This window comes from Fontibacillus forbon, from assembly GCF_046559655.1.
Lineage (GTDB): Bacteria > Bacillota > Bacilli > Paenibacillales > Paenibacillaceae > Fontibacillus.
Genome location: NZ_JBKGFV010000004.1, coordinates 331,726 through 357,635, shown reverse-complemented (window position 1 = coordinate 357,635; position 25,910 = coordinate 331,726). Strand labels below are relative to the sequence as shown.

Genomic DNA, 25,910 nt, shown 5'->3' with positions numbered 1-25,910 from the left:
ACGGTTGCTATGCGGACGGACCCGCTCATGGTTCAGGATTATAGCATTGTTCAAACCATTGCACAAGATAGAGGAGTTCAAGGGGATTTTCCTTTCCCGAACAAGGACATGAGTTTCTCGGAAATGCCTTGCGAATAGGCTAAAGATGCACACAATTTTAATGATGGTACGAGCAATAAAAAACAGCAATTGTGCGAAAACGGGAGCATACGGGAGTGTTCTGGAGAAATATGAGCATATATGCCTAAAAACATCATGTGCAAACGTTTTTACAATGTGTTTGCTATGTTGTATGATTATTTCATCGATAAAGCGCTTTCTACTCAGAAATGATGACTAATTCCACAAGAAACGCATATAAAACGGAATTTTCTCGATCATCTCTGAAATCGTTTGCGCAAAGTTTCTGTAAACCGTGCTTCGTATAAAATTTGGGAGGGGTTAGCTTTATGAAATTCAAGAAAACACTAGTTTTAATCGCTACACTGTCGTTGTTTGCATCGATTACGGCGGCGTGCGGCGGCAACGGTAACAACACAACTAACAACGCAGCAAATCAGCCTGCACCGTCGAACTCGGCTGCGGAGAATCAGAATACCGGAACCGACCAAGCGACAACTGAAGAAATCAAGCCTGAAGAAGGCGCTGAGCTTCTGGTATGGGAAAGTAGAGAAGAGATTGCATTTACTGAGCAAATTGCGCAACAGTTTGAAGAAAAATACGGTGTAAAGGTTAGAGTTGAAGAAGTGCCGGTTCCGGATCAAATCGGTAGATTGACTACTGACGGTCCGTCTGGTCTTGGAGCAGATATCATCGTAATTCCTTCCGATCACATCGGTAATGCAGTAACTTCCGGATTGATCTTGGAAAATGACATATTTGCAGAGCAAACGAAAGCAAGAAATACTGAGGCGTCTATTGTGGGGGCTTCCTTTGACGGTAAGCTGTATGGATACCCAAGAGCGGCTGAAACAACAGCTCTCTACTACAATAAATCCCTTATCCCTGAGGCTCCAAAATCGTTTGAAGAATTAATTGAGTTCGGTAAAAAATTCACCGATAAAACTAAGAAAAAATACGCTCTCATGTGGGAATCCGGAAACTTGTATTTTAACTATCCATTCATCGCAAGCAATGGTGGTTATCTCTTCGGTGACAACGGGACGAACAAAGACGATATCGGTCTTGCAACCCCTGAAGCAGTTGCAGGCATGAAAGTTTTCCAAGATCTTAAACAAGTCCTTCCTGTACCGAGCGGTGATATCAACGGCGACATTAAACGCGGCTTGTTCACTGCAGGAGATGTTGCAATGGATATCAACGGTCCATGGGAACTTGCAGCATATAAAGAAGCTCTCGGGGACAATTTAGGTCTGGCTCCGGTTCCTACGGTTCTTGGTAAAACGGCTATTACTTTCTCCGGTATCAAAACTTATGATGTAAGTTCATTTACTAAGTATCCAAATGCCGCCAAATTGTATGCTGACTTTGCAACAAACAAAGACGGACAATTGCTTCTTAGTGAATTGATCGGTTCAATTCCTACTAACCTGGAAGCTTTGGAAACTGACCAAATCAAAAACGATCCATTTATTTCCGGGTTTGCAGAGCAAGCTAAGAATTCGGAGCCGATGCCTTCGATTCCTGAAATGAATAACGTTTGGGGTGCGGCGAATGCAGCTTTTGCTGACATCTGGAACAAAGATGTAGATCCAAAAGCAACCCTTGAAAATGCAGTTAAGCAAATTACTGATTTGAACAACGGGGTAGCTGCGGAATAATTCCGAATCGCCCAAATGATTTATCACCCGCCGCTATTAGCGGCGGGTAACCTTGATTTCCGAGGGAGAGGAGAAGGTGGAGAATGGGTCAGCATCGGAATAAAGCAACGATACTGTCAGTACTGTTTATGGGATTGGGACAAATATATAACCGCCAATATATAAAGGGATTGCTTTTTCTGGCATTTGAAGCTTTTAGTATTTTCTATTTCATAAATAATTTAGGTGTTGCACTATGGGGAATTGTAACATTAGGTGATACACCGAGAACCCCCAATAATCTTCATGATTACGACCATTCGATATTTATAATGATTCAAAGCTTGATTACGCTGATCTATCTTGTTGTTTTCTTGATTGCTTATTACTTTAATATTCGAGATGCCAGAAAAATTGGCAATGAAAGAGATCAAGGCAAAGAGCCTAATAATTTCAAACAATCCATTCGCTACATTTTGGATTATAAATTTGCAGTAACACTTTTGACTTTGCCTGCACTTGGTATTTTGTTTTTTACAGTAATGCCAATTATTTTTATGATCATGCTGGCATTTACAAATTATTCTGCCCCGAAGCATATTCCGCCGGCCATGCTGGTAGACTGGGTCGGATTCGATACGTTTAAAAATTTATTGGCTCTTAAAAGCTGGAGCAAAACCTTCTATGGAGTTCTTACCTGGACGATTATCTGGGCGGTATTATCAACTGTAACTACATACTTCGGAGGTATGCTTGTAGCGTTGCTTATTAACCAAAAGGGAATTAAATTTAAAGGTTTTTGGAGAACCATTTTAATTATTCCTTACGCAATACCGCAAATCATTTCACTTCTTGTTATGAGAAACATGTTTAACGGTCAATTTGGGCCGATCAATCAGTATTTGAACTATTTTGGTATACCTGGAGCACCGTGGCTGACACATGAAACATGGGCAAGAGTAATGGTTATTCTTGTTAATATGTGGGTAGGTGTGCCAGTATCCATGCTGTTAATTATGGGAGTGTTGACGACTATTCCGAAAGATATGTACGAGGCTGCAGAAGTAGATGGGGCTACGGGATATCAGAAATTTAAAATCGTTACATTGCCAATGATTTTGTTTACTACTGCTCCAACCTTGATTACACAGTTTGCAGGAAACATTAATAACTTCAATATTATTTTCCTATTAACTGGGGGCGATCCGGTCAAAGGGACCTATCAAAACGCGGGTGCAACTGATTTGCTGGTGACATGGTTGTATAAGCTTACGTTAACCAATAATCGGTACAACATGGCTTCAGCAATAGGTATTATTATCTTTTTGATCATTGCCTCATTCTCGATTTACAACTATCGCAGAACTAAGTCCTTTAAAGAGGAGGATATGATCCAATGAGCCGGTTAAAAGTTCGGAATGGAATCCGTTTAACTTCCAGTTATGTTGTATTGACTATTTTGGCTATTTCCGCGATTTACCCAGCTCTTTGGATCGTACTTGGAGCATTTCGCCCAGGTAAATCGCTGTATAGTAAAACATTGTTCCCTGAGAAGTTCACACTGGACCATTTTAGTGAGTTATTTACTTCGAATCAAATCATGTTCCCGCAATGGTACATGAACACATTGAAGGTATCTCTGGCTTCGATGATTTTAGGCGTATTGCTTACTCTGCTGACTAGCTATGCCCTTTCAAGATTTCGTTTTCGCGGCCGCCAAAATGCATTGTCAGTACTATTAATATTGGGAATGTTCCCTGGATTTATGAGTATGATCGCTATCTTTCTTCTATTCAAAGAATGGGGTCTTCTAGATACTCATATCGCTCTTATTCTGGTTTATGCCGCCGGGGCTCCTTTAGGATTAACCCTTATTACCAAAGGCTTCTTTGATACGATACCACGATCACTTGATGAGGCGGCTCGGATCGATGGAGCAAGTAATTTCAAAATATTCAGCTCCATCATTTTGCCTTTGTCCAGACCGATTTTGACTTATCTTGCTTTATTGCAATTTGTTGGACCGTGGGTAGACTTTATCTTCGCGAGATTGATTCTACGTTCTAAGCCGAAATGGACGGTGGCAGTAGGGATGTGGGACATGGTTGCTAACAGCCAGAACACCAATTTTACCGTGTTCGCGGCTGGTGCGGTACTAATCGCGGTTCCGATTACGATTTTGTTTATGTTTATGCAGCGCTTGCTTGTTGAAGGATTGACGTCCGGCGCGAGCAAAGGTTAAACGAAAAGTTTTGACAAGGGTATAGCCTCAGAAACTTAGGCCTTCTGAGATCCTATACCCTTTTCAATACATACGATTGTCCGTCAAAAGGGGGATACATAAGTGAAGCTTAGGGGTCCGATTCAATTCAAGTCGGTTGGAATGAAGCTATTTATCATCCTGTTCGTTACAGTCGTTCTTATGTCAACAATTCTCGGAATAAGCTCTTACTTGATGTCGAGGGAAATTATTCGCGGACAAGTTGGATCTGCCTCTTCACAAGCGATTGAGCAGGCCGCTGACAAGTTGGATATTATCTTTGCAGAATATGAGTCGATCTCCCGGCAAATGGCGGTGGATCAAATTTTAAAGACGGATTTGGAAACGGTAACAACCACGGATGTTGGAATCATCAAAAAGACTGATGCGGAAACAAGAATAAAGAACAAGCTGGATTCTATGAAAGGTTCGGATGATCGATTGCTCGGGATCCGACTGGTAAGTAAAGACCTCTCCAGCATCTATGCCTCGTCCGGGGCGAGCGGGACTCAACAAGACAATGAAAATGTAAAGGCCAGAATCCAAAACATAATAGATGGAGCAGGAAAAACCGTATGGATTCCCGGCTTGAAAAAGGGCTTTTTTGAAAGTTTCAATGAACCGACGATTACGATGGGCAGAGTGCTGCAAAACCTTAAGCGTCCGGAAGCCGAGTATATTTTACTTATAGAGATTAAAGATAAGGCCTTGGTAAATATGCTATCAAACTTGAAAATCGGGAAAACCGGCGAAGTACGCGTCATTACAAGCGAGAACACCATCGTTCATTCTTCCGATCCAAGCTTGATCGAAACGAAGTCCTTTATCGGTCTGGATGAGGAACGAGTAAAGAGCGGCCAAAATTCTTTCGATGCGAATGATGAAAACGGCGTGAAGCAACTTGTCGTATTCAGACAGCTGGAAACCGTGAATTGGCGTCTTATCGGGTATGCCCCGGAAAGCGACTTCCTGAGCGCGGCCGACAGGCTGATTTATGTCACTTTATTTGTTTTGATCCTGGCGATTCTGGTGGCATCCGCCATCGGCTATTATCTGTTCAGAATGGTCGGTAAGCCGCTGCAGAAGCTGTCCCGTTTGATGGAAGAGGGAGAGCGGGGGAATCTGAAGGTACGCACGAATTTCAAAGGCAAGGATGAAATCGGGCGCCTGGGACAAAGCTTTAATAACATGTTGGGACAAATCTCGCTGCTGGTCGACCGGACCAACGGATCTACCCGGGAACTGCTGGGAACCGCCGAAAATCTGACCAAAGCTTCGCGAGATACTTCCGTGACGGCCGGCGAAATCGCGGCTGCTACGGGCGAAATCGCTCAGGGCGCCTCAAGCCTGGCCGAAGAAGCGGAGAAGGGCACGGAGCTGGCGGAAGAAATCGGGATCCAGATGAACCGTATGGCCGATTTGAATGACGCCATGGACGAGTCGGCGGGCCGTGTGATAGCAGTCAGCCGCCAGGGCCGGGACTATATGGAGCAGTTGGTGGACAAGACCGAGGCTGTGTCCCGCATGACTACCGTGATCGAAGAAAATTCCGGCAAGTTGAGCAGAAGCACTTACTCCATTCGCAGTATTTTGGCACCGATGGTTGAGATGACGAAGCAGACGAATATTTTGTCGTTGAATGCTTCGATTGAGGCGTCCCGCGCAGGTTCCGCAGGCAAGGGCTTCATGGTAATCGCGGAGGAGATTCGTAAACTGTCGGCTCAATCGAATGATTCGATCCAGAATGTATCGGCCATGACCGAGGAGATCCAGGCCGCCATCGAAGATACGGTCAACGTATTGTCGAGCGTGACGCCGATGTTTGACGAGCAGCTTGCCTCCGTTAGAGAAGCCTCTTCGATCTTCCAGGACGTAAGCCGGGAAATGGAGAGTTTCGTCGGTGAAATTCAAGCCTCCTCCGCTTCCGTAAAAGAGTTGTTGGTGTCCCAAAGCTCGCTGAGGGATTTCATCACGAGCGTCAGCTCGGTCGTTCAACAGACAAACGCATCTACCGAGGAAGTAGCCTCCATGTCATCCGAACAGTATAAGGTCAGTGAAGAACTTGTACGCCTTTCGAACCGGCTGGAGGAACTGTCGGAATCGCTGAAAAAATCGTTAAGCGTATTTCAGGTAGAGGCAGCCGAATAACAATCCTAATAAAATGGAACAAGAAACAAGAAGATGCAGAGGGGCCGTTTTTCCGGGCAAATTAGCCCGGGATGAGGCTCCTGTTTTTTTATATGGGATTTGTCGAAGATGGTAGACCGTACATGCCAATCATTATATAATCAAACAAGCAGAAACATCTTCCCTTTGCGGTATGCTTCACGATTTTCCGATAACGTTTCCGGAAACGTTGCATCTGGGAGTTGCACAAACACAGAAATGGAGTTTCGAAATGAACAAAAGATGGTGGAAAGAGGCTGTAGCCTATCAAATTTATCCGCGGAGCTTTATGGATAGCAACGGAGACGGCATCGGAGATTTGCAGGGCGTAATCTCCAAGCTGGATTACTTGGAGGAGCTCGGCATCGACGTGATCTGGATTTGTCCGATCTATAAATCTCCGAACGATGACAACGGATACGACGTTTCGGATTATGAGGACATTATGGCCGAGTTCGGGACGATGGCGGACTTTGACGAGTTGCTGCGCGAGGTGCATCGGCGGGGCATGAAGCTGATCATGGACCTGGTGATCAATCACACCTCGGATGAGCATCCCTGGTTCATCGAGTCCAGGTCGTCGCTGGACAACCCGAAGCGCGATTATTATATTTGGGCCGATCCTAAGGACGGGATCGAACCTAACAATTGGGCCAGCCTGTTCGGCGGCTCGATTTGGGAGTACGATGAGGGGACCGGCCAGTATTTCATGCATGTCTTTTCGCGGAGGCAGCCGGACCTGAACTGGGAAAATCCCCGGATGCGCAGACAGATTTACGATATGGTCAACCGGTGGCTGGATAAGGGGATCGACGGCTTCCGGGTGGATGCGATTTCCCATATCAAGAAGACGGCGGGATTCCCGGATATGCCGAATCCCAGTAATTTGCGGTATCTGCCGTCGGAAGCGGGGCATATGAACCGGGAAGGCATTCATGAGCTGTTATCGGAGCTTAAGCGGGAGACGTTCGACAAGTATGATATTATGACGGTCGGCGAAGCCAGCGGAGTCAGCGTGTCAGAGGCGGATCTCTGGGTGGGCGAAGAAGACGGAAAGTTCGATATGATCTTTCAGTTCGAGCATATGGGCTTGTGGCAGAAGAACCTGGATAACGGCCTTGATCTGCTCCGGCTGAAAGAGATTTTGTCAGGATGGCAGAAGGGACTGGAAGACAAAGGCTGGAACGCGCTGTTCCTGGAAAACCATGACCAGCCCCGCTCCGTGTCCACCTGGGGCGATGATGGGGAGCATTGGGATAAGTCGGCCAAGGCACTGGCGACGATGTACTTTCTGATGCAGGGAACTCCGTTCATTTATCAGGGCCAGGAGATCGGGATGACCAATGTACAGTTCCATTCCATTGATGACTATAACGATGTATCGATGAGAAACTGGTACAACATCGAAAGGGCGAACGGAAAGAGCCACGATGAAATCATGCCGGTGATCTGGAAGAACGGACGGGACAATTCCAGGACGCCAATGCCTTGGAACGACTCGGATAACGGAGGATTTACTTCAGGCACGCCTTGGTTCGGGGTCAATCCGAACTACCCGGACATTAATGTGCAAAAGTCGATTCGGAATCCGGATTCAATCTTTCACTATTACAAGAAACTGATTGCCTTGCGGAAAGAGCACCCGGTTGCCGTATACGGTACGTATGACCTGATCCTGCCCGACGATCACTATATCTATGCCTATACGCGGACGCTCGGCAAGGATAAGCTGTTGATCATCGTTAATCTTTTCGCGGATGAAACAGAGTTCATCCTACCCCAGGACGTTGTCTGGATTTCTTCCGAACTGCTGCTTAGCAATGTTGAGGCGGACCCGGAGGAAAGTATTTTAGCGCTTAATTTAAAGCCCTATGAAGCCCGGGTTTACCGGTTAAACGGATAACGATTGCAAGAGAACAGAAGCGGCCTGCTGTTACCGGACCCGAGAGGGGCTTGGCAACGCAGGCCGCGTTTCATTCTATTCGATGATCAAGGTGGTGTATCCCGGAATCGTCAGCTTGTTCCCTTCCAAGGTTGCACCTTCGCGGGTAGCTTTCAGGACGGACTTGAAGCTGTAGTCTTTCCCGGCTTTGGTCAAATCGATACTTTGCTCGGTTTCCGTAAGATTATGCGCAACCAGCACGGTCTGCTGATCGGTCAGGCGAAGATAAGCGGTAACGGACTTATTGCCGGAATCCACATCTCCGATGGTGCCGTCTTTTAACGCAGGCACGCTGTTTCTGATTGCGATCAGTTTACGGTAATGGGACTGAAGTGAGTCCTGATCGGAGATTTGCTCTTCAACGCTCGTGCCTTCCGCCCCCGTATTGAAATTCACGGCTTCCCAGGTAGTTTGCCCCTGGCCGCTGCCTCCTTTGTGCCATTGCATAGGTTCGCGGATGCTTTCGTCCGGTTTGGCGCCGAGCATGCCGATTTCCTCCCCGTAATAGATGAACGGATTACCAGGGAGAGTCAACAGCAGACCGGCTGCCATTTTTGCATGGTCTACATTCCCGTCCAGCTGAGTCATAACCCGGTTGATATCATGGTTGGTCAGGAAAGTGGCATCCACAAACTCATCCCCGGACTTTTCTCTAAACAGGCTATAGGTTTTTTCCAGCGTTAAACCGATATTGTTGTCTTTTTCTTTTTTTGCTGAATGGATGATACTTTCCGACAGGCCAAAATTAAAACCGGATTCAAGCGCATTATCCAGATAATTTGCAATCAAGGCGGCGGAGGGGTCCCAAATTTCTCCCACAAGATAAGTATCCGGATATTTTTCCACGAGGCTGCTACGGAACTCTTGCCACCATTTCACGTTTGCATCGGTCGTTTCTTGCCCCTTGTCGGTCCGGAGATCCTCGTATATATGCTTCGCGGCATCGAGCCGGAAGCCGTCAACGCCTTGCTCCAGCCAGAATAGACCGGTATCTTTCATTTCTTGGCGAACCTCCGGATTGTCGAAATCGAGGTCCGGCATGCCTTCCCAGAAGATGCCCATATAATGGTCTCCACCTGCGTTGTGCCATGGATTTCTGCTGCTGGCCGAACTCGTACCCCGGGTCTTCAATTTCTGATCTTCCGCCCAAATATACCAGTCACGGTATTTGCTTTCCTTGTCCCGGGCTGCCTCGAGAAACCAAGGATGTTCCTTGCTGGTATGATTAACAACCAGGTCCATAATCACTTTGATTCCGCGTTTGTGCGCTTCATCAAGAAACTCTTCAAAATCCTCCATCGTCCCGTAGTCGGGGTTGATGCTGCGGTAATCGGTCACATCATAACCATGATAGCTCGGCGAAGGATTGATCGGCATGAGCCAAATTCCGCCGATCCCAAGATCATCGTCCGTATCGGGATTCCCGTCGTTCAGGTAATCGAGCTTTTCCGTCAACCCCTTGAAATCCCCGATCCCGTCTCCGTCGGAATCATAAAAAGAACGGACGAATACTTCGTAAAAAACAGTCGACGGCTGTGGGTCTATGGCCACGGTCTTGGCGGAAGCCGTATTGGCATTTTCGGCTTTAGAGACGTTATTGCCGGATCCCCCCGAGGTGCAGCCGGTGAGAAGAACAACCGTTAAGGTAGCGCTTCCAATCCATTTAATGCATCGGCGTAAAAGTTTGGCTTGTTGCATATTCATGTTTTTTTATTCCCCCTATTACATAACATTGCTATTGTCTTCATCATACTTGAGATTATCATTTTGTTAAAACGTTTGCACATCGAAAGTTTGTCTTAAATGGTAATATGGAACGATGAAAAGCGATTAAGTAAATATAATCGCTTATTTTCTTTAATTATCGACTAATAACTAAGGTTTACGCTCAATTTAAGATGTAAAAATTAGATGTCTTATTTCGACTATATTCTAAAAATAGGAAGAAAACAGACTTTCTTCTATTATTTTAAAGATAAACTAGAACTTTAGAACTATTTCTTACATAAAGTCCCAATTGATCGTTGACGAATAGCAGGGTTTTGTAAATGATATAGGTAGGTGATAACGCTTGCATAAAAACATTAGGAGGGATACGGAGATTGAGTCGTGAAAAAATGATTGTTGTCTCTGACAATGACAGTTTATGCCGCTTTCTGTTTCGATTTCTGTCTGAGCACGGGTTTGATGTCTATTGCGGCCCGGCTGACCATTCGGCCGTCGTCCACCTGATACGTGCCCACGCTCCAACCCTGATCATGGTCGATATGACGACCTCCGCTAAGGCAGGCATTGATTTATGCACCGAAATCCGGCGGTTCAGCGATAGTCCGATTCTTCTGGTCTGCGCCGGTTCCGAAGAGGCTTTGACCATATCCGGGTTAAGCGCAGGCGGAGATGATTACATCTGTACTCCATTCAACCGTGAACTGCTGCTCGCACAGGTCCAGGCGCTAATCCGCAGATATAAAGGCGCTTTTCCGGTCAATCAGCGGCATTTGCTGCATTTTCCGGGATTAGAAATCGACCTGTCGAGCCAGTCGGTTACCTCCCATGGCCAGGAAACCGTGCTATCCGCCAAAGAATTTCAACTTCTCGTGCTCCTCGCCAAACACCCCAATCGCATTTTTCACATTGAATCCCTGTATGACTTGATTTGGAGCGACAGCAAGCTTGGCGATCTCCGGACGGTCATGGTCCATATCTATAACCTGCGACAAAAAATCGAAATTAACCCCAGCGAACCATTCTATATCCACACCGTCAGGGGCGCCGGATATAAGTTTAACGGGAAAGCCGCGCAATGACCCAAAGATCCTTTGAAATCCGGATTAAATATTATATATCTTCTTGTTTGGACTTTAACTGAACTTTAACTGGAATTGATAAGATAAAAATGATGGTGCTAACGTTTGCACAAGTGCAAAAACCGGTTAGTCCGTAGAATGTTCTGAAAGAAGATGAGCCGGAAAGATCGGCAGAAAATCCAAAGGGGGACAAGCATGGACCATCATTTTTCCGCGATTTACAAGATGTTTGAAGACGTTACAGTCCGGTATCCTGATCGTTGCTGTCTGGAATTCGGCGAAACTCGGTTGAGTTACGGTGAAGTTAACGAAAGAGCGAACCGGCTTGCCCGCTATTTGAAAGACAAAGGCGCGGGACCGGAGCAATTGATCGGAATTTTTCTGGAGCGTTCGCCTGACCTGATTGTCTCGATTCTTGCCGTGCTGAAATCCGGGGCCGCCTACGTACCGATCAACACGGCTCTTCCAGAAGAACGGATTGCGCATATGGTTGAAGGTGCCAAACTCAAACTCATCCTTTCGACTGCTCGCCTGGAATCCAAAATGAATGCAGTTCGGCAATCCGGGGCCGCTATTTCGGACAGCTGGGTGTTGCTTGATCAAGAAAACGATGAGATTTATGCGCTATCCGGAGAGAATCTGGGGCTCGATAGTGCTCCTTCCGATTTGGCTTACGTCATTTATACCTCAGGTTCGACCGGAAAACCGAAAGGGGTCCAAATCGAGCATCGGGGGATTCCGAACCTCGTGCATGCTCAAATAGAACATTTTCATTTGAACGACCGGGACAGAGTGCTGCAGTATGCCTCCCTCTCTTTTGACGCTTCTGTTTCCGAGATCTTCACGACGCTGATCTCCGGAGCAACGCTCGTGCTCCTGCCGGGCGAAGGAACCTATGCCGGGGAAGACCTGCACCGGATATTGAAGGATCAGCGGATTTCCGTCGTTACCCTGGTGCCGTCTCTGTTGAATGGGCTGCCGCAGGAAGAACTTCCGCACCTTAAAACATTGATCACGGCAGGCGAGGCCTGCACGAGGAAGCTGATTCAGTATTGGGCACCGAGAGTCCGTTTTCTTAATGCCTACGGGCCTACAGAAACTACGGTCTGCGCTACCGTTCATCATTGTACCGCCGACGATATTTCGATTTCGCTCGGGGAAGCGCTGGCCGGTAGTGCGGTCTATCTGCTGAATGCCCGTATGGAGCCCGTAAAGCCAGGTGAGACCGGGGAATTGTACATTTCCAGCGTCGGGTTGGCCCGTGGATATTTGGATGCACAGGAACTGACGGACAAGGCGTTCCTGGACAATCCTTTTGCGGACGGCTTCAACGACCGGTTGTACCGTACGGGCGACCTGTGCGTGAGAAGGCCGGATGGAGCCTTGGAATGGGTAGGACGAGCCGATCGGCAGGTGAAGGTGTCCGGAATCCGCGTCGAGCTTGGGGGATTGGAGCATGCGCTGAGGGAATATAACGGAATTGAAGAGGCAGTAGTAGTTTATCAATCGGAAAAAAATTATGTGGGTGCCTATTTGAAAGCGGCGCACGGATTCAAGCCGAACATTAGCGAGGTTCGCAGTTACTTGCTGTCCAAGTTCCCAAGTTACATGATTCCTACCCGCTATTTGTTTTTGGAGCAATTCCCCTTGTTGACCAGCGGCAAAATCGATCGTCAGCATCTTCCGTCCATGGAGGATGCGCGGCCGGATCTTGATGTTCCTTACGTCGCTCCCGGAAGTTACCTGGAAAAAGAGCTTGCCGCGATCTGGAGCGAGGTGCTGAAGCTCGATAAAGTGGGTATACACGACAACTTTTTCGAACTTGGCGGACAGTCGCTGATGGCGACTCAAATCGTATCCCGCATCCGGTCGCTTATCGGAGGGGATGTTCCGCTGCATATCATTTTCGGGACCAAGCCGACCATTGAGCAAATGGCTGCAACGCTGGAACAATATCAGTTGGAACAGCTTGATCCGGCCGAGTTGGAACTGTTGCTCGCCGAACTGGAAAACCAAGCCTAGGAGGGAGAACATGAAAATACTGCTGGTTCAGTCGATGGAGTATCTGTATCCTTACGGCGGGGCGCATAAAGCTAACCGTATCCTGATGGAAGGACTCGCAGCGAAAGGGCACGAATGCCGCGTGATTTCTCCCGCGGTGTCCATCACCGGATTCGAAGAACTTCTGTCGGCGCAGCTGCGTTCCGGCGCAATTGAAGTATTGGAGGATCATCCCGGCGAGAAGCTGGTCATTTTAAAAAGCGGTGTCATCTCCTACACCATAAAAGAAAGATTCAAAGTGTTCCCGTTCATCAGGAGCATCATTGAGCAATTTTCCCCGGACATCACGGTCGTATCGGAAGACAATACCCATTTGCTGCTGGAAACGGTACTGGAAACTGGTACGCGGAGTATTTATCTCTCGCACAGCCAGGCGACGCTGCCCTTCGGGCCGGAGTGCTTTCAGGAAGACTTGTCGAAGATAGATTTGTACAAGAGACTGGACGGCATCATTTCGGTTAGCGAATATTTGAAGGATTACTTTACGGCTTATGCGGGCGTCGATTCCGAGGTCATCTATTTTCCTTCGTACGGTCCGGGTCCGTTTCCTTTCCTGGCGAGCTTTGACAATATGTATATTACCGCAATCAATCCTTCGGCGATCAAAGGTTTTTCGATTTTCATCGGATTGGCACGGAAGATGCCTTACCTCAACTTTGCGGCGGTTCCGACCTGGGCGACGAAGGAAGACGAACTGGAAGAAATGAGAGCTCTTCCGAACATAACCATATTGAAGCCAGCCGAAAATATTAACGATATTTACAAGCAGACCAAGGTGTTCCTAATGCCTTCGCTGTGGGGGGAATCGTTCGGCCAGGTCGTCGTCGAGGCGATGCTACGGGGTATCCCCGTCCTCGCCAGCCATGTCGGCGGATTGCCGGAAGCGAAGCAGCAATTGGATTACATTTTGCCGGTCCGGCCCATCCGGGAGTACGTCAAGGAAGAGGTGCTTGCGGACAGCGTCCCGATTCCGGTCATTCCGGAGCAGGAACTCGGACCATGGGTGGAAGCCTTGGACCGGCTGACTTCCGATCGGGATCACTATGAGTCGTTATCCGCAGCTTCTTACGAACACGCCAACCGTTTCCATGCCTCGTTAGGCATTGAGCCGTTTGAGGCCTATTTCCGGAAAGTCATCGATAAGGCTGAAGACCGTATCCAAGGCGAGACTGCGGCGGCGTCGGCGTCGGCGTCGGCCATGGATCAGGCGCATACCCGCCATAAGTCCGAGGTGCTGGAGCGGATCCAAACGCTCCCTTCTGAGAAGCGCGACCGGCTGCTCGCGATGCTACAGGAAAGAAGGTGAGCCTTTGAGCGAATTAATGGATCGGATCGGCATGCTGCCCCCGGAAAAGCGGCAGCAATTGCTAAATAAAATCAAAGCGAAGGCGGCGGGGCAAGCGGGATCCAGACCGGTGATCGAGCCGCTGACCCGGGTCGGATCCCGGTTTTTTCATGAATTCCCGCTTTCTTTTTCCCAAGAACGGCTCTGGTTCATGTATCAGTGGGAGCCGGACAGCCCGGCTTACAACATTCCGTGCTTGTTCAACATCCCGGTGGAACTGGATATTCCCCGGTTAAAAGAAGCCGTCAACGTGCTTATTGAACGCCATGAAATTTTACGTACGACTTATAAGGCTTCGGGAGAAGAGACGGTTCAGGTGGTTCAGCCCTTTTCGCCGCTGGATTTGCCGGTTTACTATCTCGACGGCCTTGCCGGACAGGAGGAGGTACGTAGTAACGAGCTGGAGGCGCTGGTTAGCCAGAAGTCTGCTATCCCTTTTCAGTTGGAAAGTGAGTTGCCCATTCGAGCTTATATATTTACGCTGGGCCAGCGGGAGCATTATTTACTGCTGAATATTCATCATATCGCTTGCGACGGCTGGTCGCTCGGCATCATCATGAGCGAGATTCAAGAGGCCTACATCGCGTTAGGCCGGAACCGGGCTCAGGCTATGCAGAAGCCGCCTCTGGTCGTACAGTACGCCGATTATGCCGTCTGGCAGCGGAAATTCATGGCCGGCAAAGAGCTTGATTACCATAAGGAGTACTGGCTCCGGCAATTCCAGGGAGAACTTCCCGTGCTGGAGCTGCCGACCGATTTCCCGCGCCCGCCGGTGAAAACCTCTCGAGGGGCTCATATTATCAAGCCGCTTCCGGAAGTGTTCCATTCCCGGTTGCAAGCATGGTGCAGGGACGAAGACGTCACACCGTACATGCTGATGCTCGCCGCATACGCCGTGCTTCTGTATGGTTATACCGGGCAGACCGACCTGATCATCGGTTCCCCGACGGCCAATCGCAGCATGGAACAAATCGAACCGAACATCGGCTTTTTCGTCAATACGCTGCCGATCCGGATCAAGCTTGACGAGTCTTCCACCTTCCGCGAGACGGTACGGCAGGTTAAGAGACTCGCGCTTGAGGCGCAGGAGCATCAGAATTTCCCGCTGGACAAGCTGATCGAACTGTTGCCGATCGAAAGGGACTTAAGCCGCAACCCCTTGTTCCAGGTGATGTTTGTCCTGCAGAACATGCATGTGGGCTGGGAGGAGGCGGAGGAGTTTCCGCTCCGGTTCAGCAATTCGGTGCCTACGAACAGTTCCAAGTTCGACCTCACCCTTTCGGCAAATGCATATAATTTACAGGTGGAATACAGTGTGGACCTGTTCCTGGAATCGACCATGCAAAGAATGCTTGACCACTATGTCCATTTGCTCGACAGGGCCTGCGCATCTCCGGATCGGGTTCTTGCGGATATGCAGCTGTTGACCTGTCCCGAGCGTCTTCAACTGCTTGAAGAGTGGGTTGGAGATACGGCCCTCTATGAAAAAGGCTTTCATGTCGTATCGCAAATCGAGGCGCAGGCGGCCGCCAGGGGGGATCATCCGGCGCTTGTCTTCGAAGATGTTTCTTTTACCTATGGGGAAATGAACTCCCGCGCCAACCGCCTGGCCCACTATTTACGCAATCAGGGGATCGGTCCCGAAGTGACGGTTGGAATTTACATGGAGCGGTCTGCGGATTTCGTCATCGCCATGCTCGCCGTGCTGAAAGCGGGAGGCGCCTTTGTGCCGCTGGATCCTTCGTATCCCAAGGACCGGCTGGCTTCCATGGTGGTTCAGTCCGGGATGGGGATGCTTCTGACGCAGAGCAAAATAGCGACGGACCTGGAACTGCCGGAATCCGGCGTCACCGTCTATGCCATGGACGACCCGGAATCGGTAAGCGGGTTGGCGCGTTTTGGCGATGAGAACCCCGTTTTGGCCACGGATGCCTCCAGCCTGATGTATATCGTATTTACATCCGGAACGACCGGGGCTCCGAAAGGGGTCGCAGTGGAGCTGGCCCAATTCCACAACTATATCCGCGGGCTGATCGGCCGTCTGGAATTAACGGAGCCGCTTGGCTTTGCCATGGCTTCGACCTTTGCTGCGGATCTCGGAATGAGCAATGTGTTCGGGGCTTTATGCACCGGCGGAACGCTGCATGTACTGTCTTACGAGCTTTCATGCGATCCCGACGGGGTGGCAAGCTACTTCGGAAACCACGCGATCGATGTGATGAAGGTGGTGCCGAGTCACTTCGAGGTACTGCTGGAGGCAGCGAATCCCGTTGAAGTCATCCCTCGGAAGGTTCTGATTTTAGCGGGTGAGGCCTTAAGCTGGGAAACCGTGAGAAAAATCAGAGCGTTGAAGCCGGGCGTTAGATTGGAAAATCACTATGGCCCGACGGAGACGACCGTGTCGGCCTTCGCCTACCGGATCCCGGACGAAGTACCGGAACACCGATCTACCCATGTGCCGATCGGCTATCCGTTCGGCAATGTGCGCCGCTACATCCTCGACGGCAGGCTCCGGCCGGTGCCGGTCGGCGTGCCCGGGGAGCTGTATATCGGCGGCGCCGGGGTCGCCCGGGGATATCACGGCAGGCCGGAGCTGACGAAGGAGCGCTTCCTGCCGAATCCGTACGCTACGGATGATGAAGAAGGCGGCGTATTGTACCGGACGGGCGACCGCGTGCGTTATTTGCGAGACGGCGCCGTGGAAATCGTGGGCCGGATGGACCGCCAGATTAAAATTCGCGGCTACCGGATCGAGCTTGGGGAGATCGAAGCCGTATTGACTTCATTCGCTTTTGTCACCGATGCCGCCGTCCGGCTTAAGGAGACCGTCGCAGGAGAGAAAAAGATTGTCGCCTATTTTGTTTACAGGCGAGATTCGGAGCTGGAGCAGCCGCTTACCGAGCTCAAACGGCTGCTTAAGGATAAATTGCCGGAGTATATGATTCCTGCTCTTATCGTGGAACTGGACGCCCTTCCTTTGAACCCGAACGGTAAAGTAGATGTTCGTCAACTGGACGCCATGGAGCTTCCAAACTTGGCGGGAGCAGGGAACGGGGGCGAAGCCCCGCGTACGGCCACGGAAAAGGCCGTTTATGAAGTATGGAAGGACATTCTCGGCCTGGAGACGTTCGGCATAGACGACGGCTTTTTCGAGCTGGGGGGCGAATCGTTCAAGGCGCTGAAGGCGGTAAGACGGCTTGGCGACTGGATCGGCATTATGGATTTCTTCAAGCATCCGACGGTACGGACTTTGGCGGAATACATCGACGCAGGGAAGCCTTCGGACCGCCATCTGCTGCACAAGCTGACGCGGCATCTTCCGGGGAGACGGACCGATTTTTCGCTAGTGTGCGTTCCTTACGCGGGAGGCAGCGCGATTACTTACCAGCCTCTGGCCGTGCAAATGCCGGAGAACATTGAGCTTTATGCGCTGGATTTGCCCGGTCACGATTACAGCCGTAAGGATGAGGCGTTGCTGCCTATCCGGGAAGTGGCACGCCAGTGCATCGAGGAGATCAAGCATACGGTAAAAGGCCCCGTCGTACTGTACGGGCACTGCGTGGGCGGCGCCCTGACGATGGAAATCGCCAGGCAGCTCGGGGAGGAACAGTACCCGCTGCTGCGGGTATTTCTGGGCGGAACCTTCCCGATTGCCCGCATTCCCGGCCGGTTCTTCGACTGGTATTCCAAGCTGTTTCCGTCCGACCGAAGCATGTCCAACAAGTCGTATCACGCCTTTCTCAAGGCGCTCGGCGGGTTTACGGAAGTGGAGGACCTTGAGGAGCGGGATTTCATGATCCGCTGTCTGCGGCATGACGCCAGGGAAAGCGAGGACTATTTCACCGGGGCGTATGCGGAGAAGGCATGGCCGAAACTCAGCTGCCCCGTCACCTGCATCATTGGAGAAAAGGACAGGGCCACCGAGCTGTATGAGGAACGGTACAAAGAGTGGGAGTATTTCAGCAACCGGGTGGATCTGATCGTGATTCCGAAATCCGGGCATTATTTTATCAAGCATCAGGCAGATCAAGTGACCCGCTGGATTCATGACATTGTTCTTGAGAAGGACGAACCGGATTCTTGCCGCGCAGGAGCGGATTCGTTGAAGGGAACGGAAAGTGCGGAGCGCACGGTTGCGAAAAAGAAAGTGGCAGTGCCGAATCTGAATATGTTTTTCCTGGTCATTTTCGGGCAGCTGTTATCGGTCCTTGGCTCAGGACTCACAGGCATTGCACTCGGGGTATGGGTGTTCGCCCAGACCGGAGCCGTGGGGGATTTTGCCGCCATTTCCTCCGCCTCGCTCATTCCCGGCATTCTCGTCCTGCCGATTGCCGGCGCGATCGTCGACCGTTACGACCGGCGGCTGGTGATGCTGTTCAGCGACATCATGATGGCGGTTCCCATCGCCGTAATGGCGGTGCTGATGGCTACCGGATCGCTTGAGATCTGGCATATTTATGTCACCTCCGCGGTCGGTTCCGTGGCCCGGTCTTTCCACCGGCCCGCCTTCGTTGCTTCGATCGCGCAGATTATCCCGAAGCAGTATCTGGGACATGCGAACGGCATCGTGCAACTGGCCAGCTCGAGTAGCGAAATGATAGCCCCGCTGGTCGGTGTCGCGCTGTACACTACCATCGGAATGGCCAACATCTTTATTCTGGATTTTCTGAGCTTTGTCGTGGCGATTGCGACGCTTGCCATCGTAAGATTCCCGAATACCTTGTTCCGAAAAAGGGAAGAGACGTTCGTGAAGGAAGTGCTGATGGGCTGGAAGTTCATTATCAGACGACCGGGGATGTTGTACATGATTGCCTTTTTCCTGATAGGCAATATTTTGTTCGGCCTGGCTACCGTGCTGATCCAGCCGTTAGTACTGTCCTTCGGCTCGGCGCCGGATCTTGCCGCGGTGACGACGATGGGTGCCGTCGGCGCGATGACCGGCGGATTGCTGATGAGTATTTGGGGCGGAACCAAACGAATGGCAACGGGGATGGTCGGTTTCGTTATACTGGAAGGGCTCTTCATGATCCTTGCCGGACTCCAACCCAATGTCATCCTCACCGCTGCAGGAGTGTTCGGAATCTGGTTCTCCGTGACGCTGGTGAATACGCACTGGCAGTCGCTGATCCAGACCAAAGTGGGGCTGGAACTGCAGGGCCGGGTGCTGGCGACGAACCAGATGATCGCGATGTCCAGCATGCCGGTAGGCTATTTGCTGGCCGGTACACTGGCCGATTCCGTGTTCAACACGGCGATGAATCCCGGCGGAGCGCTGGCCGGTACGCTGGGGCCGATTATCGGCACGGGCCAGGGCCGGGGCATCGGGCTGCTGATCATCTGCGTAGGCGTGCTTGCCATGGCCTGGGCGATTGCCGGTTTTAACTTCAAGCCGTTACGCAACATGGAGGACGATTTGGAGGACGCCGTGCCCGATGCGGTCATCGAGGACCGGGATACCTTGCAAGCCCGGCTGGATAGCCAGGTGATGAATAATCATTCCGCCGTCGGCGCCGGACATTCGCTGGAAGTATGACGTTATAGATTTTGCAGTCTTTAATCAAATCAAACAGACTACCTCGGCTCTCATTGCACCGAGGTAGTCTGTTTTTTTAAATTTGCTATTCTTAATTCATGTTATAAACAATTCATAAATTGAATATAAAGCTGCTCTTGGTCGATGAGTTCCAGATTCTCAGGAAACTCGCCGCTTCCGGCGCAAACAGACATTTTATAAGCGGGATCAATAGGATATTGCCTGAAATGGCAGTCCCGGAATTCCTGTTCCGTCTGCAGCGTGATGCCGGTGGATTGTTTCCGGATGGCGAAGGAAGCGAGGGGTAGCGATAATCCGAGCCCGGAGGCTTTAACATAGCTTTCTTTTAGCGTCCACAAATCGAAGAAGTACTCTCCTCTGAGCTCGGCCGGCAACGCCTGCAAATCCCGGAATTCCTGTTCCGCAAAGCAGTACTCCGCAACGCCCATGTCCGCTTCGAGGATTTCTTCAGCATCGATGCCGCAAAGCGAGTTCGCAAGGATGCCGACAACCCATTGTCCCGAATGGGAATGATTGAAATGATAGCCGGTATCCCCGGATAACAGGGGTTTGCCGAAACGGTTGAAATTTATCCGGATTTCACTGTTTTTGAAGGCGAGAGTCCGGCATATCATATACCGGGACAGGATGTCGGCCGTCATGCAACGCAAGGCGTCAGCCCGGTGAAAGAACCGGCTTATTTTCTCCTGTTTTTGGGAAGGCAGAGCTTCAAGGAGTTTGCGCTCCAGCATCGGATCAGGCTCCTGCTCCAGTTTGACGGCGTACACTCGGATCATACTGTTTCTCCTATTTTAAGTTTTACCAACGGTAAGATTTTCTGGTACTAATAGTATAACAAACGATTGCCGGCATGTATTTATTACATGAATTAAGGGTAATAACTAGCAGGAAAATTTGCGAATAAATTAATCCTATAAAATTACTTGTGTTTATGTTATGATACGTCTGTGAAGCTGATCAGACATGCAGCAGTCATCAATATTTATAGGTTCTATAGGGGGAATCGGAAGATGGAAACATTGTGGATCATCATTAACGTAGCCGTCATGCTCGTGCTGCTTGGCGTTCTTCTCTGGATGCAGAAGAAACATATATCTTTTACGAAGCGGGTATTTACCGGTCTTGGTTTGGGTCTCGTGTTCGGGGTTATTCTTCAGCTGATCTACCAGGCGGATTCGGAAGTGCTGGCCAAGTCGACGGATTGGTTCAATCTGGTGGGACGCGGTTATGTCGGCCTATTGCAAATGGTTGTCGTTCCGTTGATCATGGTTTCGATTATTTCGGCCATTACGAAGCTGAAGGGAAAACAAAACCTCGGTAAAATCAGCGGATTGATCATTGCCGTGCTGTTGATTACTACGGCGATTGCAGCAACGGTAAGTATCGTGACCAGCCTGAGCTTCGACTTGAAGGCGATCGAAATTGAAGCCGGTGAGCAGGAACAAGCTCGTGGCGCGAAACTTGAGGAACGTGTGGGCGAAGTCGCGGACAAATCGATTCCGCAGCAGGTGCTGGATTTTATTCCTACGAATCCGTTTGCGGATATGACCGGCGCACGCAGTACTTCAACGCTTGCCGTCGTTATTTTCTCGGCCTTCATCGGAGTAGCCGTGCTTGGACTGGATAAAAAGAAACCGGAACAAGCCGATACGTTCCGTAAAATTGTGGAATCCGTGTACGCTGTCGTGATGCGAATCGTAACGCTGGTGCTCCGGCTGACGCCTTACGGGATTTTGGCGCTCATTACCAATACCGTAGCGACCACTAATCCCGAGGAAATCCTCAAACTGATCAAGTTTGTAGGGGCTTCTTATGTAGCTTTGATCGTGATGTTTATCATTCATCTGATTTTGCTGGCGCTGTTCGGGTACAATCCGGTACAGTACGTGAGAAAAGTACTGCCGACGCTGGTATTCGCGTTTACTTCGCGCTCCAGTGCCGCTACTATTCCGCTTAACGTGGAAACTCAAACGAAGCGACTCGGCGTACCGGAAGGGATCGCCAATCTGTCGGCTTCGTTCGGGGCAACGATCGGCCAAAACGGCTGCGCCGGCATTTATCCGGCCATGCTGGCCGTGATGATCGCACCTACGGTCGGAATCGATCCGCTCAGCTGGGATTTCATCCTGACGCTGATTCTGGTCGTAACGATCAGTTCCTTCGGTGTTGCCGGTGTCGGCGGCGGCGCGACCTTCGCTTCGCTCATCGTGTTGTCCACGATGAACCTGCCGGTAGCTCTCGCAGGCTTGCTGATCTCCGTTGAACCGTTGATCGATATGGGCCGTACGGCGCTTAACGTCAACGATTCGATCACGGCCGGCGTCATTACCGGCAAGGTGCTAGGCGAGAACGATCAAGATGTATTCAAGCGCAACGTGGATCTGGATGTTGTGCAGGCTTAATAGATTATTTGTCCGTAGAAAAACCGCCGGAGCCCCGAGCTTCGGCGGTTTTTTTTGTATAGTCCTGGAAGGGGGTTTTTTTGTTTGTAATGAAACGCCTTTGCCGAGCGTATTAACCTGCTGAAGGCTTGAAGATGGGGATGGGTAACCCTTTTGGACGCGAATAATGCAGAGGCGTTCGTTCGGGCACACTTCCGCCGCGGCACCCGATTAAGTCCTTTGAGCTATATAAGATGAACTAAAGAATAAGATGCAGACAAGGGAGTAAAATGATTCCGAAGAAACGGCAGTGATCGCCTTTGTGAGCGAATTTTCAACTTTATTTGATTTTATATAATCAATGAAATTTGGGAACAACAGCGATCGCAGGAACATTTTACGGACTTGCCTTCATATCCATTTCAATAGTTCATCCTATTATAGGTTTGCAGGAAACACGTGTTTTGGCAAAGAAAGGTTAAACAACAGCGAAAGGAGGGAAAGACATGATACAGCAGCGCGCGCTGTCTCATCCCTTAACGGAAATGGACAAGCGGGAAGCCGTGTCCGGGGATACGGAATTCGCCGCTATTTTCGAGGCTTATTACGAACGGATCTTTAATTATATACGGTACCGGGTGGAATGCCGGTATACCGCCGAGGATTTGACCAGCCAGGTATTCGAGAAAACATTGGCCAAACGGTCCACTTTCCGGGCCGACCGCTCTCCGTTTGAAGTATGGCTGTTTGCCATTGCCCGCAATACGGTGAACGATTATTTTCGGCGGCAACGCCGTCAGCGGTTATTTTCCCTGGATCTGTTCAAAGAGGCCGTATCCGGGCAAAAAGGGCCGGAGTCTCTGGCCATGGGAAAGGAATCGGAGGAACATTTGAACCGGGCGCTACTATCGCTGAACGCTAAGGAACGGCACATCATTGCCCTTAAATTCGGGGCCGATCTGAAAAATGTGCAAATCGCCGAATTGACGGAGATGAGCGAAAGCAATGTCGGCGTGACTTTATTTCGCGTCATGAAGAAATTGAAGATTGAACTGGAGAGGATGGATGCACATGATTAACGGGAAAGAAACGGAAAAGCGGTTTGGCGAAGATCTGGACGATTGCCTGAACGGCAAGCCGCCTGCTTCTTTTGATAAACCGGAGGAATATAGGGCTCTTCTTCAGCTCGGAGAAAGATTGGCCGCCGCCGATCTCGGCAGCAAAGACCATAAAGAGGGCGTACGGAACAGGTTGCTGCAACAAGCGGCGTCCCGGAAGGCGGGAGCAGGCCGCAAACGCAACCAGTTTTCCAAAGGATTGGCCGTTGCGGCAGCGACCGTCGTCATGCTAATAGGAGTTCTGTTTACCCAGCCTTCGTTTGCCAGCGGTTTGCTGCAAAAGATCGTCTCCACGATCTCGCTGGGCCATATTACGATCTCCCAGGTCGAACCGCCACCAGAGGATTTGTCTTACCCGATTCCTGAGTCTTTGGTGGGCCAACTGTTCAACAAGGACGGTCAGGTGTTGTACGAGGTGAATGGAAAGACGGGGGCGCTTTATACGGCGGCCGGCGAGGAGATCGATGGGATCGAGAACGGTAAAATTGTTACCAAGGCCGAAGCGGAAGCGGAGCTAAAAGAGGGAATCCGGACGCTGACGGATCCAACCGCGTTAGATGAATATACCAACTTCAAGGTAGGACTCCCCACTTACCTGCCCGAAGGTTATGCTTTCGACCGGGCCGAACAATACGTGGATGATCAGGGGAACGCCAGCCCCAAATACATTGATCTGTACTTCACCAAGGGAGACAGCGGCAAGCAAATCCACATTCAAGAGCGCTATGCCGACGAGGAAACCGCCTATGAACAATCGACAAGCGGGACGATCGAAAGCGCAAAGGTAAATGGCGTTGACGCCGTGATCATTAACGAGAAATCGATCGATTGGGAGGCTGACGGCATCCTTTACAGCGTCATGACCAAGAGGATGGGAGAATCCATTGAGAAAAGCGAACTGATCAAAATCGCCGAGTCGGTGAAATAAAGGCTGCATTAAGAAGACAGACCCGCAGGAAGGACACTTTAAAGTGCTCCTCCTGCGGGCCATTTTTTTGAGGGATTCATTGGAGATAATCCAATAACATTGACCTATCTTCCTGGACAAAACGGATTGACTGGAAACTTTCCAATGAATTCAGGTGTATAGGGGCTTTCACCCGCATGATCGTTCCAAATGATTGGATATTATCCAATCAAGACAGGGTAGAGGCTGGTTCGTAAGCTTCCCGGTTGGAAGAAATCCAATCAAGCCCAGTACAAGAAAAGTACCGAAAAGTAAGTACTAAAAAGAGCTTACAGAATGACCATATTTTTCTCGTCAAAAACAATTTCCTGCGGTTCGTCGGGCTCAGGCTCCGAGCCGGTATTCATGCCGTGAATGGTGAGTTGACCGTTTCCGTTGACATGGACCGAGCCATTGGAGTAAACGTAGCCGGTCAATTCGGCCTTATTGTTTCCACCCAAGACGATCGAACCTGCGCCGTAAAGCGAGAACTGATTCATGCCGTTTAAGGTGCCGGTAGTCGAATCGTCTACAAACACCTTACCCGCCAGCAGCGTTCCGTGCACATTGAGATGCCTTGTGTAAAAGTCGCCTGAAATGACTACTTTCGGATTGCTGTTAAAGTTCGTAGTCCCGTTAACTCTGATAAATTTGCCGGTTCCGGCCCGCAGATTGATTTCTCCGCCGTTGGCGATCAGGTTCCTTTCGATAATGATATTCCCTGTTGCCGATAAGGACGTTCCGTTTTCCATGGTTAGTTCTCCATTAATAACCAAGTCGCCGTCAACGGTGACGGCAGCCTTGGACATCAATTTAAAGGAATTGAGTGCCGTAGATTTGGCGAAGTGTTTGTTTTGCTTGACTTCGAAGTTATCAGGTTCGGTCGGTTTCGCCTGGAGGAGGACATTTTTAATTTCATTCGCCTCCTTGTCTACCTTGGCGATGAGGGTAGAAACCTCGACCCGACCCGGTAAAACAACACCGTGCCCGGGCGAAGTAGGGGTAATGGTCTGCCCTTTGACGGTGGAATGGTTATTATTTAGGCCGCCTGCTGCATAGACGCTGCCTTCAATAATTGCGCCATTTAGCATCATGGCCCCTTGGCTAACCACCGCGAAACCGTTGTTTCCACCGCCGGCGGGAGGATCGTCCGGCACATAAGAAAGCGTAACTTCGATTTTTTTACTTGCGGTCTGGGTTATCTTTCCCGACTTCCCTTGAACGGCGATGACTGCGGAGTATTTCAGTTTGTCTTTATCGAGTAAAACACTGTCTGTATCCAAGCTGGTCGAAGCCGTAGTTGCGACGGTATCGCTAACCTTTTCAAGCGTTATTTTCTCTTCCTCTTTCAAGGCCATGACGGCACTTCGGATTTCGGCCAGCTTCACCATTAGCTTCGTTTCCCCATCGGCTTGCGCAGCCATCAGATCGGACGATACGTTGACCATTCCTTGCGAATTGGCCACGGTACGCATAAGCAGCGTTCCGATGACGAGCAGGATGGCAATAAGAAATAGAGTAGAGAGCAGGGCGTAACCTTGTTCGTTTTTGCCGGACTTCGCCTTCATTT

The 25,910-nt window shown here is 50.0% G+C and carries 15 protein-coding genes; 12 read left to right on the top strand and 3 right to left on the bottom strand.

The genetic code is table 11. The features are described 5' to 3' along the window. Positions 1-449 precede the first annotated feature (449 nt). The 5 genes from ACLB09_RS17400 (at position 450) to ACLB09_RS17380 (ending at position 8,089) form a co-directional block, all read left to right on the top strand. Positions 450-1,781 (top strand): sugar ABC transporter substrate-binding protein, encoded by a 1,332-nt coding sequence (locus ACLB09_RS17400; protein ID WP_410771126.1) that lies wholly within the window; start codon positions 450-452, stop codon positions 1,779-1,781. A gap of 83 nt (positions 1,782-1,864) precedes the next feature. Continuing rightward, entirely contained in the window at positions 1,865-3,160 is a 1,296-nt protein-coding gene (locus ACLB09_RS17395) for a sugar ABC transporter permease (protein WP_410771125.1), read from the top strand. Further along, entirely contained in the window at positions 3,157-4,002 is an 846-nt protein-coding gene (locus ACLB09_RS17390) for a sugar ABC transporter permease (RefSeq protein WP_410771124.1), read from the top strand. The genes ACLB09_RS17395 and ACLB09_RS17390 overlap by 4 nt, the downstream gene beginning before the upstream one ends. 102 nt (positions 4,003-4,104) lie before the next feature. Further along, positions 4,105-6,168: a methyl-accepting chemotaxis protein gene (locus tag ACLB09_RS17385; protein WP_410771123.1), complete on the top strand. Its 2,064-nt coding sequence runs from the start codon at positions 4,105-4,107 to the stop codon at positions 6,166-6,168. 250 nt (positions 6,169-6,418) lie between these two features. Beyond that, complete coding sequence (locus ACLB09_RS17380; protein ID WP_410771122.1) at positions 6,419-8,089, top strand: glycoside hydrolase family 13 protein; 1,671 nt, start codon at positions 6,419-6,421, stop codon at positions 8,087-8,089. Positions 8,090-8,164: 75 nt separating this feature from the next. Here the strand turns inward: ACLB09_RS17380 and ACLB09_RS17375 are convergent, their stop codons facing one another. Continuing rightward, the gene (locus ACLB09_RS17375) at positions 8,165-9,832 is read right to left on the bottom strand and encodes an alpha-amylase family glycosyl hydrolase (protein ID WP_410771121.1); all 1,668 of its coding nucleotides are present in this window, start codon (positions 9,830-9,832) and stop codon (positions 8,165-8,167) included. A 398-nt stretch (positions 9,833-10,230) separates the two neighbouring features. On the opposite strand from ACLB09_RS17375, the gene ACLB09_RS17370 reads away from it, so the two are divergent. From ACLB09_RS17370 to ACLB09_RS17355, 4 genes are all read left to right on the top strand, one after another. Then, positions 10,231-10,935 carry a response regulator transcription factor gene (locus ACLB09_RS17370; protein WP_410771120.1) on the top strand — a complete coding sequence of 235 codons (705 nt, stop codon included), beginning with the start codon at positions 10,231-10,233 and terminating at the stop codon, positions 10,933-10,935. A gap of 195 nt (positions 10,936-11,130) precedes the next feature. Next, positions 11,131-12,957, top strand: coding sequence for a non-ribosomal peptide synthetase (locus tag ACLB09_RS17365; RefSeq protein WP_410771119.1), 1,827 nt, complete (start codon positions 11,131-11,133; stop codon positions 12,955-12,957). Positions 12,958-12,967: 10 nt separating this feature from the next. After that, a complete protein-coding gene (locus tag ACLB09_RS17360) occupies positions 12,968-14,302 on the top strand; it encodes a glycosyltransferase family 4 protein (protein ID WP_410771118.1) in 1,335 nt (444 codons plus the stop codon). Between the two features lie 4 nt (positions 14,303-14,306). Continuing rightward, positions 14,307-19,874 (top strand): amino acid adenylation domain-containing protein, encoded by a 5,568-nt coding sequence (locus ACLB09_RS17355; RefSeq protein ID WP_410771117.1) that lies wholly within the window; start codon positions 14,307-14,309, stop codon positions 19,872-19,874. A 101-nt stretch (positions 19,875-19,975) separates the two neighbouring features. Here the strand turns inward: ACLB09_RS17355 and ACLB09_RS17350 are convergent, their stop codons facing one another. Next, a complete protein-coding gene (locus ACLB09_RS17350) occupies positions 19,976-20,671 on the bottom strand; it encodes a 4'-phosphopantetheinyl transferase family protein (RefSeq protein WP_410771116.1) in 696 nt (231 codons plus the stop codon). A gap of 234 nt (positions 20,672-20,905) precedes the next feature. Here ACLB09_RS17350 and ACLB09_RS17345 point away from each other — a divergent pair, with 234 nt between their 5' ends. From ACLB09_RS17345 to ACLB09_RS17335, 3 genes are all read left to right on the top strand, one after another. Further along, on the top strand, positions 20,906-22,297 hold the full coding sequence (locus ACLB09_RS17345) for an L-cystine transporter (protein WP_410771115.1): 1,392 nt from the start codon (positions 20,906-20,908) through the stop codon (positions 22,295-22,297). A gap of 485 nt (positions 22,298-22,782) precedes the next feature. Beyond that, positions 22,783-23,355, top strand: coding sequence for a sigma-70 family RNA polymerase sigma factor (locus ACLB09_RS17340; RefSeq protein ID WP_410771114.1), 573 nt, complete (start codon positions 22,783-22,785; stop codon positions 23,353-23,355). After that, positions 23,348-24,322 (top strand): DUF4367 domain-containing protein, encoded by a 975-nt coding sequence (locus ACLB09_RS17335; protein WP_410771113.1) that lies wholly within the window; start codon positions 23,348-23,350, stop codon positions 24,320-24,322. The genes ACLB09_RS17340 and ACLB09_RS17335 overlap by 8 nt, the downstream gene beginning before the upstream one ends. Before the next feature lie 308 nt (positions 24,323-24,630). On the opposite strand, the gene ACLB09_RS17330 is transcribed toward ACLB09_RS17335, so the two are convergent. Continuing rightward, positions 24,631-25,908 carry a hypothetical protein gene (locus ACLB09_RS17330; RefSeq protein WP_410771112.1) on the bottom strand — a complete coding sequence of 426 codons (1,278 nt, stop codon included), beginning with the start codon at positions 25,906-25,908 and terminating at the stop codon, positions 24,631-24,633. Between the last annotated feature and the right edge of the window lie 2 nt (positions 25,909-25,910).